The following is an 18265-nucleotide window of genomic DNA, read 5'->3' on the forward strand; positions in this document are numbered from 1 at the left end:
CCAGTTATTACTGGGACTCGTATGAGCCTGAAACCTGATACGCGTAGCCAGCCGAAATCGGCGAAGTGTTCGTCTGATCGATGATCTGGGCGACTCCGCTCGAACCGGAAATCTGCCCAGTCAGGAAGTTACCCGACGAGCCACTGCGCCCCATCAGGTTATAGGCCCCCCGGACCAGACGTGAGCGGAAGCGATACCAGGATAGACCCGGAGCATGTTCCAACCGTTGACAGCGTGGCGCTGATCTGGAGAGTGATCGTCTTGCCGATTCGCTTATACCGTCCCGACCCGCTTTGCGTCCCAGGCGATCCCGATGCGCACGTCAGAGTCGGCGTATAGGTGACCCACGAGTTGGAAGTGTTTATCACCTGCGTCGCCGAACTAACGGCCGAGATTTGACCGGAAGTGCCAACGGTGCCGGCCATGCCCTCAAGGAAGTTCCCGCTGGGGTTGCCGCTTCCATCGTTGTACGTTCCTTCGCCGATTTGCCATGCCATGTGCCCGTACGGGTCAACGACAAAGTTATTGCCAACGCTGTTGGGACCGTTGCTGCCCCCATACAGAAGAATGCCCGACGTGTAATCACCAGTTGTACCCGCACATTGATTCGGCGCGTAAATGTAATTCCCGGTAACGTTGAGGCGGGTAACAACGTCTGCGAGTGCTATCCCCGACTTGCAAGGGTTGAAGATCGAATTACCAGTTACCGCGATGTCGCTCGTAATCTCTTGCGGAGACGTTCCCGGCGCGCCATAAAACGACATGCCGAAATCAGTCGAATGGCTGTTGAAATAGCACGCGTTGCCCGTTACTGCGCCAACGGCACCGTTCTCGACGTTGATGCACTCGATTTGCGTGCCGTATGCAACATTGTTCGCGACCGTGAAGAACGAGGTTGTGCCAGCCGAGGAAGGGCTCGACACATTGATGCCGAACCCAACACACTCTTCAACGTGGTTCCCAGTGATCGTGTAGTTCGAACCTTGCTCGACCGCGATGCAATGACTTGAGCCAGAGCTATAGCCCGCATTGACATAGTTGTTCGAGATGTGGCCAAAGCTTGACGCACCAACAACCGCGATCCCGAGTGCGGTGTCGTTCAGGACGTAATTGTTCTCCAGCGTGAAGTTGGTTCCGGCATTGACGAGAACGCCGTTTGCCGCGGTGATCGTAGTGTTGCGAACATTGAAGTTCGACGAACCGCTCAGGCGAATACCGGAGTTGTTCGTGTACGTCCCGGTCGCAACCTGAATGCGTGGGCCGTCAATGACCAAGCCGCCAGTGTTGCTATCAGCTTCAAGCAGCCCCGCGCCGGACGTCACGGTACCGCTCGCGATCAACGTGCACGCGCCATAGATACGCGTGGTGGTCGTCGGAACCGTGATCCCGCCGATATAGAACGTCTGACCATCCGGGCAGTGAAACACCGGATTTGCCGCCATCGCGTTCTGAAACGCGGTCGTGTTCGTCGCGGCAGCAGCGCTACTGTTCGCAACGGCGCCGAAATCGAACGGATTGCTCGCGTTCGAATAGCAGTCGGACGGCGTGCTGGCAGACGTGGAGGCGTTGCACTTATAGCTGTTGGCCGGCGTCGAAGCAAGATCGGCATTTGTGACAAGGCCCGGTGCCGAGAAGGAACCGGCGACTGCGAGACCATCGCTGATCGTCGTCAGCCCCGAGGCGTTGTTGATCTTGAATGGGTAATCGACGACCGAGCCAGAGTTGTATCGACCGAAATAGAGGTTGCCATTGGTGGACGAATTGCCGTCAATGAGCATTTCCCAATTCGTCGTGCCGCTGTGCTGCAAATTGATGCCAGCAAAGCCGCCGCTGGTATCGTTGACCGTCAGGTGTGCAGCGGAATAGCTGAGCCCAAGCGCGCCGGTGTACGTCCCCCCCGTTAGCGATGCCGGGCTTGCGAGGTTCGCGCTGTCCCAAGGCGTTGCGCCGTTGAAGGTGGGGCGAACAGTAAAAGACGCTTGACCTGTTGATGCCAGAATACTGAAAGGGTAATCAACAAATGATCCGGAAGCATATCTCTGGATGTAATAGCCGGTCGTTCCGACTGTCGTTCCGAAATACTTGGTGCCGCCCACGGCATATGAAATCGTGGTCGCTGCGCCGCCGCTGCTGTCATTCAGCGCAAAGATCGGATTCGTATAACTCAGTCCGGTAGGGCCTGCGAAAGATGCCCCCGAAAGCGCAGCACCGCCCAGATTCGACAACGCAGTGGCTGCACTATTGGCACCCGTACCGCCGCTGGCGACAGGTACAGCGGTCGTCAAGCCGCTGATTGAGCCGCCTGTGATGGCCGGGTTCGTCAGCGCTGGCGAGTTCGAAAGAACAGCCGAGCCGGTGCCGGTCGAAGTCGTTGCACCCGTACCGCCATTCGAAGGCGAAAGGGGATTCTGGAGAACTACGCTATTGAACGTCGGCGACGGATAGGACTGCGCCGATGCAATCAGCGGCAGGGCCAAAAAAAAAGCCGCCCCGAAGGCGGCAATCTTATTCAGTTGGCTTTTCATCATGATTTGCTCAAGACCCCCCCGTTATTCCAGTAGACGCCGCTCGTTGCGGGCAACGTAGTTGGGAGGCTGTTGAACCACGAGGCATATAGCGTGCCGAATACCGAAGTAGAGATACCGGTGATCGCGCTGCCTACGAATGCGGTGGTGGCAAACTGGGTGGTGCTGGTGCCAGCCGCTGCGGTGGGACCAGAGGGCGTACCCGAGAACGTCGGCGACGTGTTCAAGACAACTGAGCCTGTACCCGTTGCTGTCGTGGTCCCGGTGCCGCCGTTCGCCGCCGTCAGCGGGCTTTGCAGTGTGATGCTGTTGAATGTGGGCGACGGATAGCTTTGCGCGAAAGCGACGACCGGCGAAAAGAGGGCGATCAGGAGTAGTTTTTTCATCAGTGTCATGCCGCCACGATTTGGCCGTTAGAAAGCTTCCACAAAGCCGGAGACTTCCATTGCTCGAAAGTACAAACGAGTTCGTTGCTCGAAAGTTCCGGTTCGCTGGAATACGAGCCGACTGCTTCGACCAGATCCGTCTTCGGATTAAAGATCAAGGTGTAGATCATTCGAGCCTCACGAAGGCATGAACTGGTATTCGAGCCAGTGGGAGGCGGGGATAGTTGTCCCGGCATTCGAAGTCGCCGTGGCCGAAACCGTCACACTAGAACCGGATGCAACGTTTTGAACGGTCGAAACAATGGAACTACCAATGATGGATTCCGCGCCACCCGCTACGCCGTTGATGCTCGCGTAATTGGTGAAAGATGCTGTCTGACCAGCATTGGAATTGACAAAGCTTCGTGAAATCACAACACCGTTACAAGGTGCCGTAAAAGTCACCGATCGAACATCTGAACTCGCGGTGCTTGGGGTCCATCCGATGTTCGCTTGCGTCCCTGCAAGGGCAGCGGAGCCGTGTTTGACATAACGGGCGTCTCCCGTATCCAGATTGACAGCGGCATCGCCGATGGTAGGAGCCGCGCAATATAGTTCTGCGTATGCGGTATTGGTGCTATTGACTACGCTTACGTGAGAGTCTGTTTCGAGGAACAGCGGCGACGCGCCTGCTTCGATAGTTCCTGTATTTACCGTAGGGGCGGTAACTGTTTCGGTGAACGTATTGGCGCCAGTCCATGTGTTAGCAGCGCCTTCCTGCCCAAACGATTCTTGCTGACCAGCGGTAGGGCCGCTGAATGCGAAGTCACCGACCAACCAGGAAAGCGCCGCTGTACTTTCTTGCGCACGCTGAACCGTGAGCGTTGCGCCAGAAATTGCTGTTGCGTAGACGACTTCATAGTTATTCCGCGTGGCCACATCGTTCAACGTGACGACCAGCACGGAACCAGACGGAATGCTAGAAGGAAGGTTCGCGGAACTGGCTAATGTGATCGAGGTGGCGGTGTTCGATACTGCACCAGCCAGCGTCGTATTGACGTTGTTGGCAAAATGAATGCTGTCATGGTCACGAAATGGAAACGACGCCGCCGTTATTCCAGAGCTGGTTCGTATTGTTCGGGTTGGTGGTCGGCAAACCGGCGCCGCCAGACGAAAGAAGTTGCGCTGCGGTAACTGATCCAAAATAGACTGGGGCGCCCGTTCCCGATCCGCCCGACACAACAGCCACCGTTCCGCCGTTGTACCAAACCGCCCCGGCAGCAAGTCCCATAGGACTGGTTGGATAGTTCAGGGGAGCCGACATCCACAACACGCCGCCATCGTTATAGAAACTGATGGCCTTGAACTCGAAGTTGTACTGGAACGGAACCGAAACCAGTCGCGCGTTGATCAGTTCCTGAAGCGCGGTAAAGACCGCATCGTCGAAGGAAGTGATCGTGAACGTGTTGCCCGATACCGTGATCGACGGCGGATTGTCCAGAACTGCATAATCCGAACCGTTCGCACCGTTGATGAATCGGCTAACACGATTCTTCAACCATCCCATCGTGAACATCTGTCCGTCGCCGCGGTACAGGTTCCACGTCATCATCCGTTTGTAGATATCGTCGGATGCGGTCTGCGCTGTGCCTGATGAGGAATAGCTCAGGTAGTTGTATGGGACAGTGTTGTAGGCGAAGGCGTCATAGCCTGCGGTGATAGTTGTCGTTTGTGTTGAGAGAACCGGGCGCGATATGCCGTAAATCCCCTGTCCAATCCAGTCAAGCAGCGTACCTGTGATGTTGGGCGAAGTGTAAAGCCCAAGCGGGGTATTGTTGAACCACGACAAGTAACCTTGTGCGAGGCTGTTATAGCTGTCAACAAAAGCCTGAATACTCGAATCATCGAAGTATTGCTGGTACAGGTAGGCGGGAATAACCTGCTGGAGAGGCTGCACAGCAAATGATTCGAGTTGCATGCATCACCCCTGAACAACAGTAACGCCGGACGCGCTCGCAGAAAAGACGCTCTCGGGATCGCCAGCTATGATGCTGGTGCCAGCACTCGGACTTACTGTCACGCCGTTGATCTGAACGACATATTGAAGTGTCGTAATGTTGGCCGCCGAGATGACCGAAGCAACAGCACCACGGAAGGCGGCCGTCATTTCCAGTTCATTGATCGGCTGGCCTACATAGATACTGTTGATATACGACTGGATCGCCGGGATAGCTAACTGATTGACCGAATCGCCCGCCGTGAAATTTGGCAGCGTCGTATTCCATGTCACCGCTACCGTAACGATCTGCGTGGGCGGATTGACGAACGGAATGTTGTACGTATCTGGATTCTGGAATAACGATACGTTCACATTTCTCGGATTGGGTGAGAACGTCGCGCCACCTGTATAGGCTCCGAACGCGCTCCCATTCGTGCTGGTGGTGATCGTGTCACCACTTATCGAGCGGACAATCGACACCACTGTGTATGTGCCGTTGTATGCGGTTGGCGTCGCCCCCGATACTGTAAATGTCTGCCCAACAGTGAAGTTGGTTGTCAGGTTTGTCGTCACGACGACTGGGCTCGCCGCTGTCATGCCGCTGATGGAAAGCTGCGAGCCTTGCAGCGTTGCGATATCGCCTACACCTTGCAGGATCGCGTTTGCTACGGCATAGGCATCGCCACCGCCACACACGATTCGCCAGCCGCCAGTTGCCTGCTGGATAGAAACAAGCCGAGCCTGAACGCCGGTTACTTTCTCAAGCAGCGTCTTGAGATATGCGGGCGATCCGACCGAAGCGACGACACCGGCTTGCAAGACGCGCGCACGATAGTCTTGCGGACTTTCCGCACTACTGGCTGGCGTGCCTGCTTCTGGGTTCGTGACCGTGATCGCATAGCCAGTCGGAACCGAAGTGATAATCTGATTGACCGAACCCGCTGGAATGGCAAAAGTGCCGCTATTGGTGGCGACGGCAAAGAGTTGGGCGCTTACGCCGCCAGTCTGAATGACGCCGCCGTCTTGCAGCTTGTATTGATTCGTCCCGTCGCCGACTACGAAACCCGGCTGGAACACGTATCCTGCGGGTCCAGCGAACTGAACATAGACGCTCGCGTTGGCACTGACGCCTTGTTCAATCCCGAATTGAACGCCGAGTTGCGCGAGAACCGAGGCATTTGCGCCATAAGGCGTAACGCTGGAAATGCAATCAACGCGCGCCTGGTCAATCGCGACTAGCGCACCGGTCGCCGTCGAGGAAATGTCCTCAATCAGAAGGCCCGGAAGGTTTGCGGTATAGTCGGGGACTTCTGCGGCGACGCCATTGATGAGCGCTGCGTTCAGCGTAGCGGGCGGCGTGGTTTGCGGGCCTGCCGCGGTCATCACCAGCGGAACATTCGTAGGCGTGATCGTGGTCATGTCGCGACGGTGGTGTTAAGAATGGCCCCTGATGGGCACAAGGCCGTAATGTTGTACTGCGGCGGATTGCTGCCAACGACGCGGACGATCGTTAGGGTCGCGAAATATTGGGCATACTGTTGTTGCAAACTTTGTACGTAGAAGTCGGGGTTGACTTGCGTAAGGATCGTTTGCTGCTGCGGGATTCCCGTATTGGAGTAAAAGGGGCTTTCCCCGAGATTGAGCTTGATCGCCTGACACAGCGCCGTAAGGTAGCAATTGCTGTTAAATCCTGCTGAATCGGTGGTGACTGCTACCCATTGATATGTGCCATCTGAAGAATACTGTCGCCCCCAAACTCTCATAATGCGTACCTATGTCTGAATCGCATTCATCGCCTTCTTTGACTCATGAGAGTCTTTGCGCGCTATCGCACAATCACCTTGTGATCGTGCTATTTGTAAATAGCCGGTCGGCGGCGTTTGATCTTGCAATTGATGTGGCGAAGCGCGCGCCGTTATTCGAAGTGCGCGATCTGGAATCGATCAGAATCTATGCGGCGGGATTTGCGCGTAGCTTCGAAGGTGCCATTCTGGCGATGGACTTGATTCACTATGTTCGAGGCTGGAAGGGGACGCACTTCTATGCGCGTGGCCGCATGGTGATCGGTGAGATGAAACAGGCTTACGATGTTGAAGCGGTGCTTCAATGCTTCATGGATTCATGCAAAACGGATGATTGGCGCGCGCACTGTCAGCGCACCATTGATTCGCCATATTTCCCGATTCACTTGCGCACGAAATTCGAATACATTCATCCGATGTTTCGCCATATCACAGCTGCTTCGGATGAAGGGAATTTCCTTTTTCCTTGCTCTTACATGCTTCAATGGTTTGAGGCGCAACCGGATCATCCATCATCCGTCACAGACCAGATTCAGGCCGAGGGCGTCGCCAAGATGTGCGATATATGCCCCAGATTTAACCCGAACGATTTCCAGTCACTGAGAGAAGAAAAATGACCCAGACCATTCAAAGAACCGGGAAACCCTACAAGGCGCTCATCCTTTTGGGCCAGCTTTCCATGCTGGCTTCCCCATTCCTATTTTTCACGCATCACGGTGCTATGTCCGCTGCCGCTCTGATTACTGGGCTCGTCGTCTACTGGCTCGGTAAAATCGGTGCCGGTGGAATAACGGCTAGTTCTGCATGGGATCGGTGACGCCACCGCCGTTCTGCACATTGCCGTGATTGTGTTCATTCACCGCGCCATTAGGTAGTACAACGTCTGGCGCCTTGATTGGCAGGGTAGATACCGCCTGAGTTCCGCCCCATGTGAATGTCTGGCCGCCAACTGTCAACGTAATTCCTGAAGCGTTGACAACGAGCGTGGTCGACTCGCAGGTGATTGTGGTTCCATCCGTATTGGTCACGATCGACGATGCGCCAGCAGTCGTCCTCAGTATCGTGCCATTCGGACCTTGAATCTGGGCTGCGTTCGGATCAATGGGGGAGAACGATTTATTCCCCACTGGCACGAAAACGAGTGCCGTCAGGTTACCGCGCTGACGGAAATCGGCATTGCCGCCGCCAAGCCCCGATATCCCGCCCAAATATGCGTCCGCAGGCATAGTCATGCCCTCGTCGCCAATCTGCGTGGGCTCGGTGAGCCATTGACTTTCCGCCTTCGGTATCGTGATGGGCGGCAAAGTCCATGGCGTAGTGTCCATCTGGAACTCAACCGTAACGATCTTGCCAGTTACGCTTGTCACCCGACAGGGTAACGCTCTACCCAAACTTTTAATGGCCTGCTGGGCTCGGGTTATCGCAACCTGATTGAGATTACCCTGGAGCCAAAGTTTGGAAAAATCGTCACTCATGGGCTATTCGTTATGCATTTGATGACGGTTACCCACGATGACCCATCGGCTGAGCGATACGATCCAATATGGCGCAACTCTGAAACGGAAAACGTCCCCTGGAATGCTGTTTGATAATTGCTGCTCGACGGATACGATTGCGCAGTTGTTCCCACAATTCCGGGACTAGCGCTCGCCAAAGCTGGGCCGCTAGCGCTGGAATATGTCAGTTGCGGCATCCGGATGGTAGAGCCAAGTTGAATATCGTGCCGCAATATCAACTTGCAGATCATCGTGTTGACATCAATCCAGGTCGGCTGACCGACAAAATCGTTGAAAGACAACTGGATCGCGTTGGGTAGATACGTGCTATCCCAAACGAAAAATTGACCGTTCTGACAGGTCAGATTGACGCCGCTATAGGTCGGACCGACAAAATAGCTTTGTGTCACACCCTTGATGCACTGGCACAACTCCTGGAGCGTTGAGCAAAAATGAATCTCGTCGAAATCCTGCACGAGTTGCGACGTGACGTTCGCAGTGAACGGAAGCGCTGGATAGGCAACGGATAATGTTTGCTGAAGGGCGTCCGAAAGGGTTTGCCCCGCCTGCCAGTTCAAGACCAGATTGCCGGGATTCGATAGGGTATAGATAGACGGCGAGATCACGAGATCCAGCCGCATATCGACGCCTTCCCAGTTGCCGTAAGCCTGAAACACCGTCCCGGCTACCAGCAACCCAGCCTGCTGTGGATTAGCAAGCGGAAGTCCCGCCTGCATGCCGCCGCTCATGCTGAATTGCATCCCGGTAAATTGCTGAGCCTGGGATAGATCAGCCAGCGAAACACCGTGAATCGTGACGGTGAACAACTGCGGCGAAGTCGCGAAATCCTGAACCTGACAATCGAACTCGATATCAAGCGCGCTCGGGTCAAACGTACCGCCAGGATGAGAGGTCCATGTTCGTATCGGTTGCGTGGCGCCATCGGGCGTGAGCGTGATCGAATAAAACCTCACGGCGAAACCTCGAAGTTACCCGTATCTTCTCGCCAAAGGATCGTCGAAGTCGTGAAAATGCCCGGCGCGAGCGGGATATCGTAGTCAAGCGGGGAGCCAACAAGCGGGCCGTTCCAGACCACATTTGCAAGTTGATCCTGCAACGTGAAATACCAGCGTTGCGCATAGACGTTCCACGTCACCGATCCAGTGTATGACGCGCTATCAAGCGTAAAGACGTAGGAAAAGGGTGGCGATGCTGAGTTGTTCAGCGTGAGCGCAACCAGTGTCGTCATATCATTGCGCCACGAAATTATTTACGGCAGCCGTGATTCCATTGATGCCTTGCGCTGCACCTTGCGCTGCGGAGCCTATAGCGGTTGCCGCGCTCGACCAGATTGATGTTCCAGCCAGACCGGAGGGCGAAATCTGCTGCCCGCCGCTGAGCTTCGACATCAATGAATTTTGAGCGGATTGCGTATCGGAAAGGGAGACAAGCGGCTGGAAGAAATCCCATTGGAACTGCACCATCTGTTGCTTACCCATCTCGCCGCTCGTGACATCAGTGATGTTGTTGAGCAAACAATTTAGATAAATGTGTGCTGGCGTTGCAATGTGGAAAGTACCGCCCGCTGCCACGTGTGATTCAATGGAACTTCGCAGCGCCTCGAAGATCGCCAGTTTCGTCAGATAGCCGCCCGTATCCTGAACGGGCGCATACATGACGAGAGAAATGTTTTTAGGCTGCTTGATGACGGCATTCGCTGCGACAAACTGGTTTGCGAAGGGATATGTCGCAACCGTATTTGCCACTAGCGTGCTACCGGGTGCGGGAACGAATCGCGCGAACGGCTCGTTGTTTCCCGACAAAACACCTTGTGCGAGCGCCGCCAGTTGCCCGGTCAGTCCGATGATTGGCATCATGCCGCCCAACGAATTCGCTACGATCCCGCCATTCAGAATAATAGGAGATATTTGAAAGGCAAGATCGTATGCGAAACTAAACGCTGACTGAGAGACGGTAGAAATGCTCATTGGGCTGCGGCCGCATTGGCTTGGACCGCCACCCGGGCGGCGGTACTATTTTGAACGGTCACGCGAACATTCTGCTTTTGGGAATTGAGAATTTTCGCGATCTTGATGTAGTCCATCGATTCCGCGGGCAAGCCCTTCTGCCAGTTAGCGCCGTTTTGGGCAATCGTCTTGTCGACATTACCTGGCCCCCAGTCGTAGGCGGCCAGCGCCTTAGCTATATCGCCCTGGTAGCGCTTGGACAGGAACCCCATATAGGCGCCCCCTGATTTCGCTTCGTCCATGAAATTCCAGCGATCGCCGCCTTTGCCCCAGTCCTTCCACGCGGCTCCTGTGAATTGAAGATCGCCAATTGCCTGATCGCCATTTCGCAGGACGGGCCCAACCAGATTTTTCCCTTCACTGGATTCTTTCGCCCACATTGCTTCCAGTGTACCTGCGGGCAAACCGTTCTTCGCGTCCATCTCGGCAAGAACAGCGCGAGGGTCTGACGGCATGTTCAGCTTGTGACGGGTATATCCAAGCGCCTTGTCAGCGAAAGATACGCCGCCGTATCCGCGAACTTGCCCCCGCGTCTCCCGCTGCACCTCATCAGGATCCAGACCGGGATTGACAGGAATTGATGCTGGATTCGTCGACGACGAAGGGCTTGTGTCAATGCCCAAGAATCTTGCCGCCTTGCGCATGGCTCCGGCCACTGCGGCAACGAGCCCAGCGAAGTCCTTCATGTCCTGCTGGAACTGGCTCGATCCGAGATACTTCGTGAAGCCGTTGATGCCGTCTTCAAGTGCGTTCAGATTGGCGGGCGTGAAGATTTGATCAATAAGGACCGTTACATCCTTGCCAACTGCATCTGCAAAATGCTGAAGCGGACCAGCAAGGTCCGAAAGCTTATTCGTAAGATGCGTCTCGATGAAGTTTCCGGCATCCTTGATCTGTCGAAGGAAACCATACCAAGCATCGGTGTTGCGATCGCTTACGTTAAATCGCCCTTGATCTGAACCGTACTGGGCTGCGGCTCTTTGAAGTTCCGCAAGAGGCGTATTACCCAATTGCTTCATCAAATTAAGATTGAAGCCCGACTGGGTGAAGCCGGTAGATTGCAGGACTTCTGCGGTACGCATGGAAGCGGGCGTATTCACCCACCAGTTATGCGCACGAATAGCGAGGTTAGCAGCTAGTTGACCGGGGTCTTCGCCACCGGCCCATATTCTCGCCTGCCGCGCGAGCAAGCCACATCCGACCAGAAAAGCTGCTCTGCGCGCTTGATATCGAGCCCAACACCCCCGGGTCAAGATATCGCGTCCCGAAGTCCTGATTGAACGCAGTCAACTGGCCCGGTGTCATACCCAGTCCGCGAGCGCTGCGTTGTGTATCGACCGCCGACGATGCAAGGTCTTTCAGACCGATGCCGCTTAGCAATCCACCCAAGCCCGCCAGACTTCCGCCGAGGGCACCAAGACGCATGAGGAAACTACCGAGCCCGAAAATCTCGTGAGCGAACTCGCTGGCCCCTTTTAGCTCCTTCATGTGCTTTTCGCTGCGCTCAGCCTGATCAGCGAAAGATTTTTGAGCCGTCACGTTTTTCGTGAGGCTTTCCAGGAGCGCGTTGTTCGCAGCGCTTGCCTTGCGAATTTCACGGGAGATGATTTCCGATTGCGTCGCAGCGATTAGCAGGAATTCTTTTGATGCCTTGGAAGCATCGGCGAAATCCTCCATATCCGCACCGGCATCACCAATGGCGTCGCCAACCTTTTTCCAGTCGTCCGGAGCACTCTCAAAGATATCCCTGGTAAAGGTCAAGGAATGACTTGAACTGGGTATCGTCAACCTGGACCTTGATGATTGACGTACTCGACATGTTTATCCTTTCAGGGCTTCTATGATGTATCGCTCGCGATGCTCTCGCGCACTACGAAAAGGGAATTCGTGGCGCTCGGCGAATTCCCGGAATCCCTCGTGCGCGACGTAATTCAGGATGGAACCGAGGATACCGCCTTGTGCACGGAAGTCGCGGCCTGCGTCAAGTTCGGCAAGGAAGCGAGGTACACCGACAAAGGAGAGGGCGTAGTCGATGCCTTCAGGAAAGTAGCCGTGCTCTGTCCAATCCGCTTTCGATCTGACTTTTTTGCCATGGACCAGTGGCAGCAGAAAAAAACGATGGACGCTTCCACCTCCTCCCAGTCCTCAGCATCAATTTTCCCACCGGAGATTGCAAGATCCACCGGAAGCATTTCCCAGCCGCCACTACCCGGGCAAAGAATGGTCGTGAGCCGACGTAGTTCCGCGAAGAACGCTTTAACTTCGTCCTCTTTGGGCTTGCCGTTGTCGTCCACGTAACCGCGTTCTTCCGCGTCTCGCAAACCTTCCGCGCGCAACGTTAATGCGGCCACCCGCGGGCCTGCGGACATCAGATATTGACGACCTTTCCCTTCAAGTGTCGCTTTGGTCGCAGCGAGAAGGGCAAAGTTCTGGTCAAACACAGCCTTGCTGATGGGGGTGTGAAAAGCATGGACGCGCACGATATTTTCATGCACGTCCTTTTCTTCGCCCGTTACCTTGTCCTTTTCCTTGCGTGTCACGCGATCCGTGACGACAGGGAATACGACGTTGAAGTTCTCATCTAAAGAAGCCATCTCAATCCCTTTTTGAGCCCCCGTTTAGAAGCTGCGGCAACCGGCAGGGGTCCGGCTTTCGGGTCGCGTCCCTAGCCGCAGCAAACTATTACGCCGACCAGAGCGATGCGTTGATCGGCATGGAACCACTTAGCACTACGCGCACAACCGGGTCGGTGCCATCAAAGGCGCCTGGATCAACCGAAACGATCGATGTATCTGTCATCGTCGAGACGGGGAAGGTCGAGGTATCGCTATGCACGTTGACCTGACCGAGATACGTTGCCGTTTGACCTTGCGTGACCCAGCTTGCGGAAAGCGCCTGCGTGCGCAGCAGATTCATCGTTACGCGTGCCATGACATATGGCTCTGGAGAATTCACAATCCCGGTGCCTGTGCCGACCTGGCCCGTCCAGTCGCCAGAGAATTCAAGCCGGCGAATCCCTTCGCCATGTACGGTGCCGTTACGTTGAGCGCCGTATTGCCGGGAATAATGACCGCAGTTAGGACGCGGTTAAGGACGCCCTGCGCAATCTGAGGGTTTTGAGTTGCCATTTATCGTCCTTATGCGAACTGGACCGCATCCAAGGTAAAAGCCGATGGTCAAAAATCCGTTCTGACCAACTACAGTCGCCTGAAAGCCCTTGTAAATGCCCGCGGCGTAATCATCGGGATTGGCCGTCGTGTAATCAGCAAACGACGTTGCCGTGATCGTGATCGACAATGCGCACTGGAATTTCACGGCGCTATTGGCGCGACCCTGAGCAACAGCGAGCAGCGAATTGATACCGTTCTGGTCGTAGACCAGCGGCGGATTCTGGTTCGAGCCGTTGATTACGGCCGCGGCAAGGTCTTGTGCAACCTGAATCTGGAACCAGTCGATGCCGTACCACCAGGACGCTTGCGTGCCGTCCATCATCGTTCCCTTCCAGATGCCGGCCTTGGAGATGCCGCCTTCCGACGTGGGATAGATGATGTTGCCGTATGCCGACAGAATGCTATTGACGGTCGCCTGATTGCCCGAGATTGCCCACGGCGTTACGCCTGTGAGATACCGATACGACATCGGGCCGAGCGGATTGGCTGCTGACGGATTGTTCACCAGCCATTGGTAAAACATCGCGCCGGCATCAAATTCCTGAGAAGTCGCAGTCGGCGCCGGAGCGGTCGCGTACACCGATTTCAACGTCGCATAATTCGGGAGATTCGCGAGGGTCGTCGTCGGGAAGAAGTAGGTCTTTCCGGTTGCGCTCGCATACTTCCCCGCGAGAATATTGATCGCCGATGCGAGGTTCGCCGTGGCCACAGCGCCTACGCCGCCACCGCCGCTAAATGTCACAGTAGGAGCGGCCGTATAGCCAGAACCCGGGCTGGTGACGGCAACCGCTACCACGACGCCGTTTTGAACAGTAGCGGTGCCAGTCGCAGTCGTACCGCCGCCACCAGGAGCCGAAAATGTGACGGTCGGCGCCACCGTATAGCCATTGCCGCCATTATTGATGACGACCGAGCCGACCTCATCCTTCGAGTAGTCCCATGCGGCGGGCGTCAGGTAGCTATAGAAAACGCCAGGGTTGCTTGTGATCCAAGCGTCAAGCGTGGCGATCTGAGCATCTACGCCCGTCACGTTTCCAAGCTCAAGCACATAAACACCAACTGACGTGCCTTGCGCGAAGAACGAAGTCGCGGGATAGGTAATCGGCGACGCGCCCGAAATCGTGAACGAACCGAGGGCGGTTTCGGTGCCCGGATTCGATGCTACTGCGTAGGTGAACGTAGTCGACGAAGCAACGGTAGCGATATACGTTCCGTTGTAGCCACTCGGCGCAGCGCCAGAAATGGTCGTCGTGAACGTCGATCCGACAGTAGGAAGGACGCCAGCCGCAACAGTTGCCGTGACTTCGCTAGACGCCCACGTCAACGAGGCGATCGAATACGAAGTCGCCGAGATGGAATTGACGGTGGGCAGATTGCCGCAATACTGATAAGTACCAGGCGTCAGAGTCGTGCCGCCCACCGAGACGATTGCACCGCTTTGCTGGAGCTGTGATGGCTCGGGTGCAGTGGTGACAACTGCGGTGAGATTGACGATCTGGGGAGTGATCGTGTTAGCCATGCAGGCTCCAGAAAAACGAAACCCCGCTCACTGGCGGGGTTGATGATAGGGCGGCGGGAATTTACGACCAGGAAACTGCGAGCGTTTGACCAGTACCCGGCACAACCACGATCCCCGCAGCAGTCGGCATGGCATTGAAGTTGATTGGACCCGCGACATCAGCAATGACGCCAATCTGGTTGGCCGCCGTATTGCCAGTCGTGGCCACGCTGTCATACACGGCGCCCGCCGCGGTGCCTGCGACCAAGACCGAAACAGTGAACAGGCGACCCGGTGCATTTTTGATAACTGTCGCTGCGGTCACGTCCAACGTGGTAGTTGTGCCGCCCGGGACGGGAGCGAGGGGATACTGGGGCATCAAAGACTCCAAATAAAAAAGCCCGCACAAGACGGGCAATGAACGTCATGCGGGGATGCCCCGTCTAGACGGTGATTGAACTGAATCCGGCGGAGAGGATCAGGCGACGCGCAATGGCGTCTGCGGCTGCCTGGTAATACCAGGCGACGATCTGAATGGTTTTTTTCATGGCAAGCGCACTGATTTCCACTTGAGTGCGCTTTTCATCGCGAGGAACCGGCGTGTTGCCAAATCCAAAGTTGTCGGTATTGACGGAGTAATCAATCAGCATGGCAAGGTATTGCCATGCCATCTGGTTCGTGAATCCGTACAACGTCAGTCTTACGTTGTCCTTCGCTAGTTGCGATATGGACATCTGGACCAACTGATTGGGCGATACAGGGTTGCCGGGCCATTGTGCGATCGGGAACGAAGGCGCCTCCGTCATATCGGGCTCGACGTGGGCCACGATGTATGGCGGCACTACATTGTCGGGCACCAAGTATGACGGATAAACGGGCACAGTCGTTGTGCCAAATGTGGTCTGGCTTAACCATATCGGCAGGCTGTTTGAAACAATTGGCTCGGGTGGCAGATCAGCGGCACTTTCGACAAGCTGAGACGAAAGGGCGGGGTAGACCGCAAATCCGCGGTAATGCCATAGACCGGCTTGTTGATAGTTCGCGCCCGTTTCGGAGAACGCCACCTGAAGTGTCGTCCCGTCCACGTTCCACGATCCAACCCACATCGTGCCCGGAGCAATCGCATTGAGCTGCGATACTTCTTCCGTTGCCGTGAACACCATCTTGTTCGCGGCAATCGTCTGGTCTTCTTCACGGTGCCGATCAGTCAGGACATGCAATGATCCGGAAAACTGCTGACTTGTTCCCGTCGCAACCCAGAATACGTAACCATCTATGGGAAGCGTTGATTTCGTATATTGCTGAAACGAAACCGTTTGATCATCCGATATCTGTGCGACACCGGCTGCTAGAGAGGCAGCCAATTGCCCGGGTGCGCTAGCGGCTTCGGATATCAGGGTCATGATTCGTCATTGGTGAGCCACGCTCGGAACGAGGCTTGATACAACCCGGTATCAACAAAAGCTGCGCGCGCCTTGTTTTTACTTGAGTTGGGATGTTTCTTCTTATGACTGACGCCTGCATCAGCCGCATCAATGGTCTGGCCGCTTGTCGTTTGCCACTCGCGCGAATCGAGATAATCTCGGAATGCTTCTTCTATGCGACCGTTGACACTTTGGCCTTCGATAACACGGTCACCAAGCGTTGTCGTGACATCGCGACTCGCAAATGGAATGACCGGCTTTCCTTGAGCAAGCGATTCAATCTCGTCTGCCATTGCATTTGCGAGAAAGTCTCCAATCTCGTCTTCGTGCAATTCCAGGAACGTCCGCATGACGTGATAGTCGTTCTCGATGTATTGAGCGACATCGCCTGTCGTCGTGGCGCCGTCAGCATCGGAATAGGCGACATCCACGACACCGAGATTCAGGGTGACCATCAGCTAACACCGACGATATTCGGGCCGTAGCTCTGCGAATAGTCCAGGTACTCACGGCCCCAAGGCGTCAGTAGCAGATCAAGATCGCCCATCGTCAAACCTTTCAGGAAATCCGGGGTGAGCAGCGTATCCGATGTGGATTGATCCGCCGAAGCGCTGACGGGACCAGCCTTGAACGACATCAGCTTGAATGCGGCTCTTTGCTGCGTGAAGAATGTTTGGCCCGGTTGATCCTGACCGATCTTCAGCAGTTTATGCATCCCGTAGTTATAAACCGCTGTCACGTACAGGATCGGCGGCATACAGGCAGGCGGGATCAGTGTTACCGCCTCCGCACCAAGGAACGCCCACGCCAGATACGGCGAGTACGTTCCGGCTGAAGCGGCACTGACGGACGCAGTAGGTACAGGCATCACCGTGCCGCTTGTGCCGTCCCATGTTGCGATGTAGGTATTGATGTCCACACCAACGAGCGCCATTCCAGCCGCAACCGTTCCCGTTGAACTTACTGCGGTCAAATTGCCTGATTCATCAATACTGACGTTCGCAAGCGCGCCGCTCGGCAGATCGGTAAGCGGCACACCTTGATTCAATACGAACGCATTGAAATCGGCAAGATTCGGCTGGGTCGGATTGGTCCACATATCAGGAAATCGTGACGATTTCGCCGCCCAACGCCAGATACTGGCTGACATCGTGGGCAGCAGGAAAGGCCGCACTGTACGGCGACCAGCAGGACAACGCTTTCGGGGCGAACGCCCATACAGCATGGCCACGCGTAAAGATGATCTTCATCCCCTTGGCCATGAGCGCCTTGACTTCTTCGGCGTGCGTCATTGGCGCGGGCTGAGGAAGATCGCGCAACGCCTTCCTGCCTTCCTCGGTGATCCGGAAAGAGGCTTTCATGATCAGATCGGCAACTTGGCGGTGCGATTGTCGCTCGCGCCATCTTCAGCGATAGTGAGTTGCATGTTGACCTCTTTGCCGGTCGCCTTCTCCCGCGGCGGGATGTCCTGCTCGACCGTGACTTCAACGGCCTTTGCCAGACGCTTGCGCTTGTCCTTCGGTGCACGGTTGACGGTATCGACTGCGAGCGCGGCTTTTGTCGCCTCGGATGCCGAGCGATACTCCTGATGCTCAATCAGGGCCTCGTTGCCCTGATAGATGTGATCTTCGATAATCGGCTTGTCGACGCTATAAAGAAAACCGGAGAATTCCGTAAGTTTGCGACTCGTTTCCGCGGCACGACGAAATCCGCAGCGCTCCAGATCCCTGACAAATGCTTCGACTTGCGGTTGATTCCATTGCTCGCCGACAACTTTCTGATGACCGGAATCGATTTCAATCATCGAAAGTTTGTTTGACTCCGCAATGCGATAGCAATGCTTGAGGTGTTGGCGAGTGCAGTTCGCGAGGTAGATCTTTGCCATTTCACTTTCCCTGAAAAGAAAAAGCCGCGCGAGGCGGCTTGACCCTGTATTTGATGCCCGCACCAGGCCAGACA

23 protein-coding genes are annotated in these 18265 nt (G+C 55.5%); 1 reads left to right on the top strand and 22 read right to left on the bottom strand.

Going from position 1 to position 18265, the window contains the following annotated elements; genetic code table 11:
- Positions 1–158: 158 nt before the first annotated feature.
- Genes FAZ98_RS31630 through FAZ98_RS31660 form a run of 7 tightly spaced genes read right to left on the bottom strand, consistent with a single transcriptional unit; the run spans position 159 to position 6652 of the window.
- Positions 159–2528: a right-handed parallel beta-helix repeat-containing protein gene (locus FAZ98_RS31630; protein ID WP_158957667.1), complete on the bottom strand. Its 2370-nt coding sequence runs from the start codon at positions 2526–2528 to the stop codon at positions 159–161.
- Positions 2525–2920, bottom strand: a complete 396-nt coding sequence (locus FAZ98_RS31635; RefSeq protein ID WP_158957510.1) for a hypothetical protein — start codon at positions 2918–2920, stop codon at positions 2525–2527. The genes FAZ98_RS31630 and FAZ98_RS31635 overlap by 4 nt, the downstream gene beginning before the upstream one ends.
- Positions 2917–3081 (bottom strand): hypothetical protein, encoded by a 165-nt coding sequence (locus FAZ98_RS31640; RefSeq protein ID WP_158957512.1) that lies wholly within the window; start codon positions 3079–3081, stop codon positions 2917–2919. Before FAZ98_RS31640 ends, FAZ98_RS31635 begins: the two co-directional genes overlap by 4 nt.
- A 7-nt stretch (positions 3082–3088) precedes the next feature.
- A complete protein-coding gene (locus tag FAZ98_RS31645; RefSeq protein ID WP_158957669.1) occupies positions 3089–4093 on the bottom strand; it encodes a hypothetical protein in 1005 nt (334 codons plus the stop codon).
- On the bottom strand, positions 3978–4868 hold the full coding sequence (locus FAZ98_RS31650; protein WP_158957516.1) for a hypothetical protein: 891 nt from the start codon (positions 4866–4868) through the stop codon (positions 3978–3980). Before FAZ98_RS31650 ends, FAZ98_RS31645 begins: the two co-directional genes overlap by 116 nt.
- Positions 4869–4871: 3 nt before the next feature.
- Positions 4872–6308, bottom strand: a complete 1437-nt coding sequence (locus FAZ98_RS31655; protein ID WP_233272945.1) for a baseplate J/gp47 family protein — start codon at positions 6306–6308, stop codon at positions 4872–4874.
- Entirely contained in the window at positions 6305–6652 is a 348-nt protein-coding gene (locus tag FAZ98_RS31660; protein WP_158957518.1) for a hypothetical protein, read from the bottom strand. Before FAZ98_RS31660 ends, FAZ98_RS31655 begins: the two co-directional genes overlap by 4 nt.
- 11 nt (positions 6653–6663) lie before the next feature.
- Here FAZ98_RS31660 and FAZ98_RS31665 point away from each other — a divergent pair, with 11 nt between their 5' ends.
- On the top strand, positions 6664–7308 hold the full coding sequence (locus FAZ98_RS31665) for a hypothetical protein (protein WP_158957520.1): 645 nt from the start codon (positions 6664–6666) through the stop codon (positions 7306–7308).
- A 177-nt stretch (positions 7309–7485) separates the two neighbouring features.
- Here FAZ98_RS31665 and FAZ98_RS31670 read toward each other — a convergent pair whose 3' ends face one another.
- From FAZ98_RS31670 to FAZ98_RS31735, 15 genes are all read right to left on the bottom strand, one after another.
- Positions 7486–8166, bottom strand: a complete 681-nt coding sequence (locus FAZ98_RS31670; RefSeq protein WP_158957671.1) for a hypothetical protein — start codon at positions 8164–8166, stop codon at positions 7486–7488.
- On the bottom strand, positions 8163–9161 hold the full coding sequence (locus FAZ98_RS31675) for a hypothetical protein (RefSeq protein WP_233272946.1): 999 nt from the start codon (positions 9159–9161) through the stop codon (positions 8163–8165). Before FAZ98_RS31675 ends, FAZ98_RS31670 begins: the two co-directional genes overlap by 4 nt.
- Entirely contained in the window at positions 9158–9436 is a 279-nt protein-coding gene (locus FAZ98_RS31680; RefSeq protein WP_158957526.1) for a hypothetical protein, read from the bottom strand. The genes FAZ98_RS31675 and FAZ98_RS31680 overlap by 4 nt, the downstream gene beginning before the upstream one ends.
- Before the next feature lies 1 nt (position 9437).
- Positions 9438–10175 (bottom strand): hypothetical protein, encoded by a 738-nt coding sequence (locus FAZ98_RS31685; protein WP_158957528.1) that lies wholly within the window; start codon positions 10173–10175, stop codon positions 9438–9440.
- The gene (locus FAZ98_RS35810; RefSeq protein ID WP_233272947.1) at positions 10172–11296 is read right to left on the bottom strand and encodes a lytic transglycosylase domain-containing protein; all 1125 of its coding nucleotides are present in this window, start codon (positions 11294–11296) and stop codon (positions 10172–10174) included. Before FAZ98_RS35810 ends, FAZ98_RS31685 begins: the two co-directional genes overlap by 4 nt.
- Before the next feature lie 46 nt (positions 11297–11342).
- Positions 11343–11975, bottom strand: a complete 633-nt coding sequence (locus FAZ98_RS35815; protein WP_233272948.1) for a hypothetical protein — start codon at positions 11973–11975, stop codon at positions 11343–11345.
- Between the two features lie 170 nt (positions 11976–12145).
- Entirely contained in the window at positions 12146–12808 is a 663-nt protein-coding gene (locus tag FAZ98_RS31695) for a hypothetical protein (protein WP_158957673.1), read from the bottom strand.
- 88 nt (positions 12809–12896) lie between these two features.
- The gene (locus tag FAZ98_RS31700) at positions 12897–13130 is read right to left on the bottom strand and encodes a hypothetical protein (protein WP_158957675.1); all 234 of its coding nucleotides are present in this window, start codon (positions 13128–13130) and stop codon (positions 12897–12899) included.
- 171 nt (positions 13131–13301) lie between these two features.
- Positions 13302–14903, bottom strand: coding sequence for a hypothetical protein (locus tag FAZ98_RS31705; RefSeq protein ID WP_158957677.1), 1602 nt, complete (start codon positions 14901–14903; stop codon positions 13302–13304).
- Positions 14904–14964: 61 nt separating this feature from the next.
- Complete coding sequence (locus tag FAZ98_RS31710; RefSeq protein WP_158957542.1) at positions 14965–15261, bottom strand: hypothetical protein; 297 nt, start codon at positions 15259–15261, stop codon at positions 14965–14967.
- 64 nt (positions 15262–15325) lie between these two features.
- Entirely contained in the window at positions 15326–16285 is a 960-nt protein-coding gene (locus FAZ98_RS31715; protein ID WP_158957679.1) for a hypothetical protein, read from the bottom strand.
- Positions 16282–16761, bottom strand: a complete 480-nt coding sequence (locus tag FAZ98_RS31720; protein ID WP_233272949.1) for a hypothetical protein — start codon at positions 16759–16761, stop codon at positions 16282–16284. Before FAZ98_RS31720 ends, FAZ98_RS31715 begins: the two co-directional genes overlap by 4 nt.
- Positions 16761–17405 carry a hypothetical protein gene (locus FAZ98_RS31725; RefSeq protein ID WP_158957681.1) on the bottom strand — a complete coding sequence of 215 codons (645 nt, stop codon included), beginning with the start codon at positions 17403–17405 and terminating at the stop codon, positions 16761–16763. Before FAZ98_RS31725 ends, FAZ98_RS31720 begins: the two co-directional genes overlap by 1 nt.
- A 1-nt stretch (position 17406) precedes the next feature.
- Positions 17407–17667 carry a hypothetical protein gene (locus FAZ98_RS31730; protein ID WP_158957546.1) on the bottom strand — a complete coding sequence of 87 codons (261 nt, stop codon included), beginning with the start codon at positions 17665–17667 and terminating at the stop codon, positions 17407–17409.
- Positions 17668–17669: 2 nt separating this feature from the next.
- Positions 17670–18191, bottom strand: a complete 522-nt coding sequence (locus FAZ98_RS31735; protein WP_158957548.1) for a hypothetical protein — start codon at positions 18189–18191, stop codon at positions 17670–17672.
- Between the last annotated feature and the right edge of the window lie 74 nt (positions 18192–18265).

It is taken from the genome of Paraburkholderia acidisoli (assembly GCF_009789675.1).
Classification (GTDB): Bacteria; Pseudomonadota; Gammaproteobacteria; order Burkholderiales; family Burkholderiaceae; genus Paraburkholderia; species Paraburkholderia acidisoli.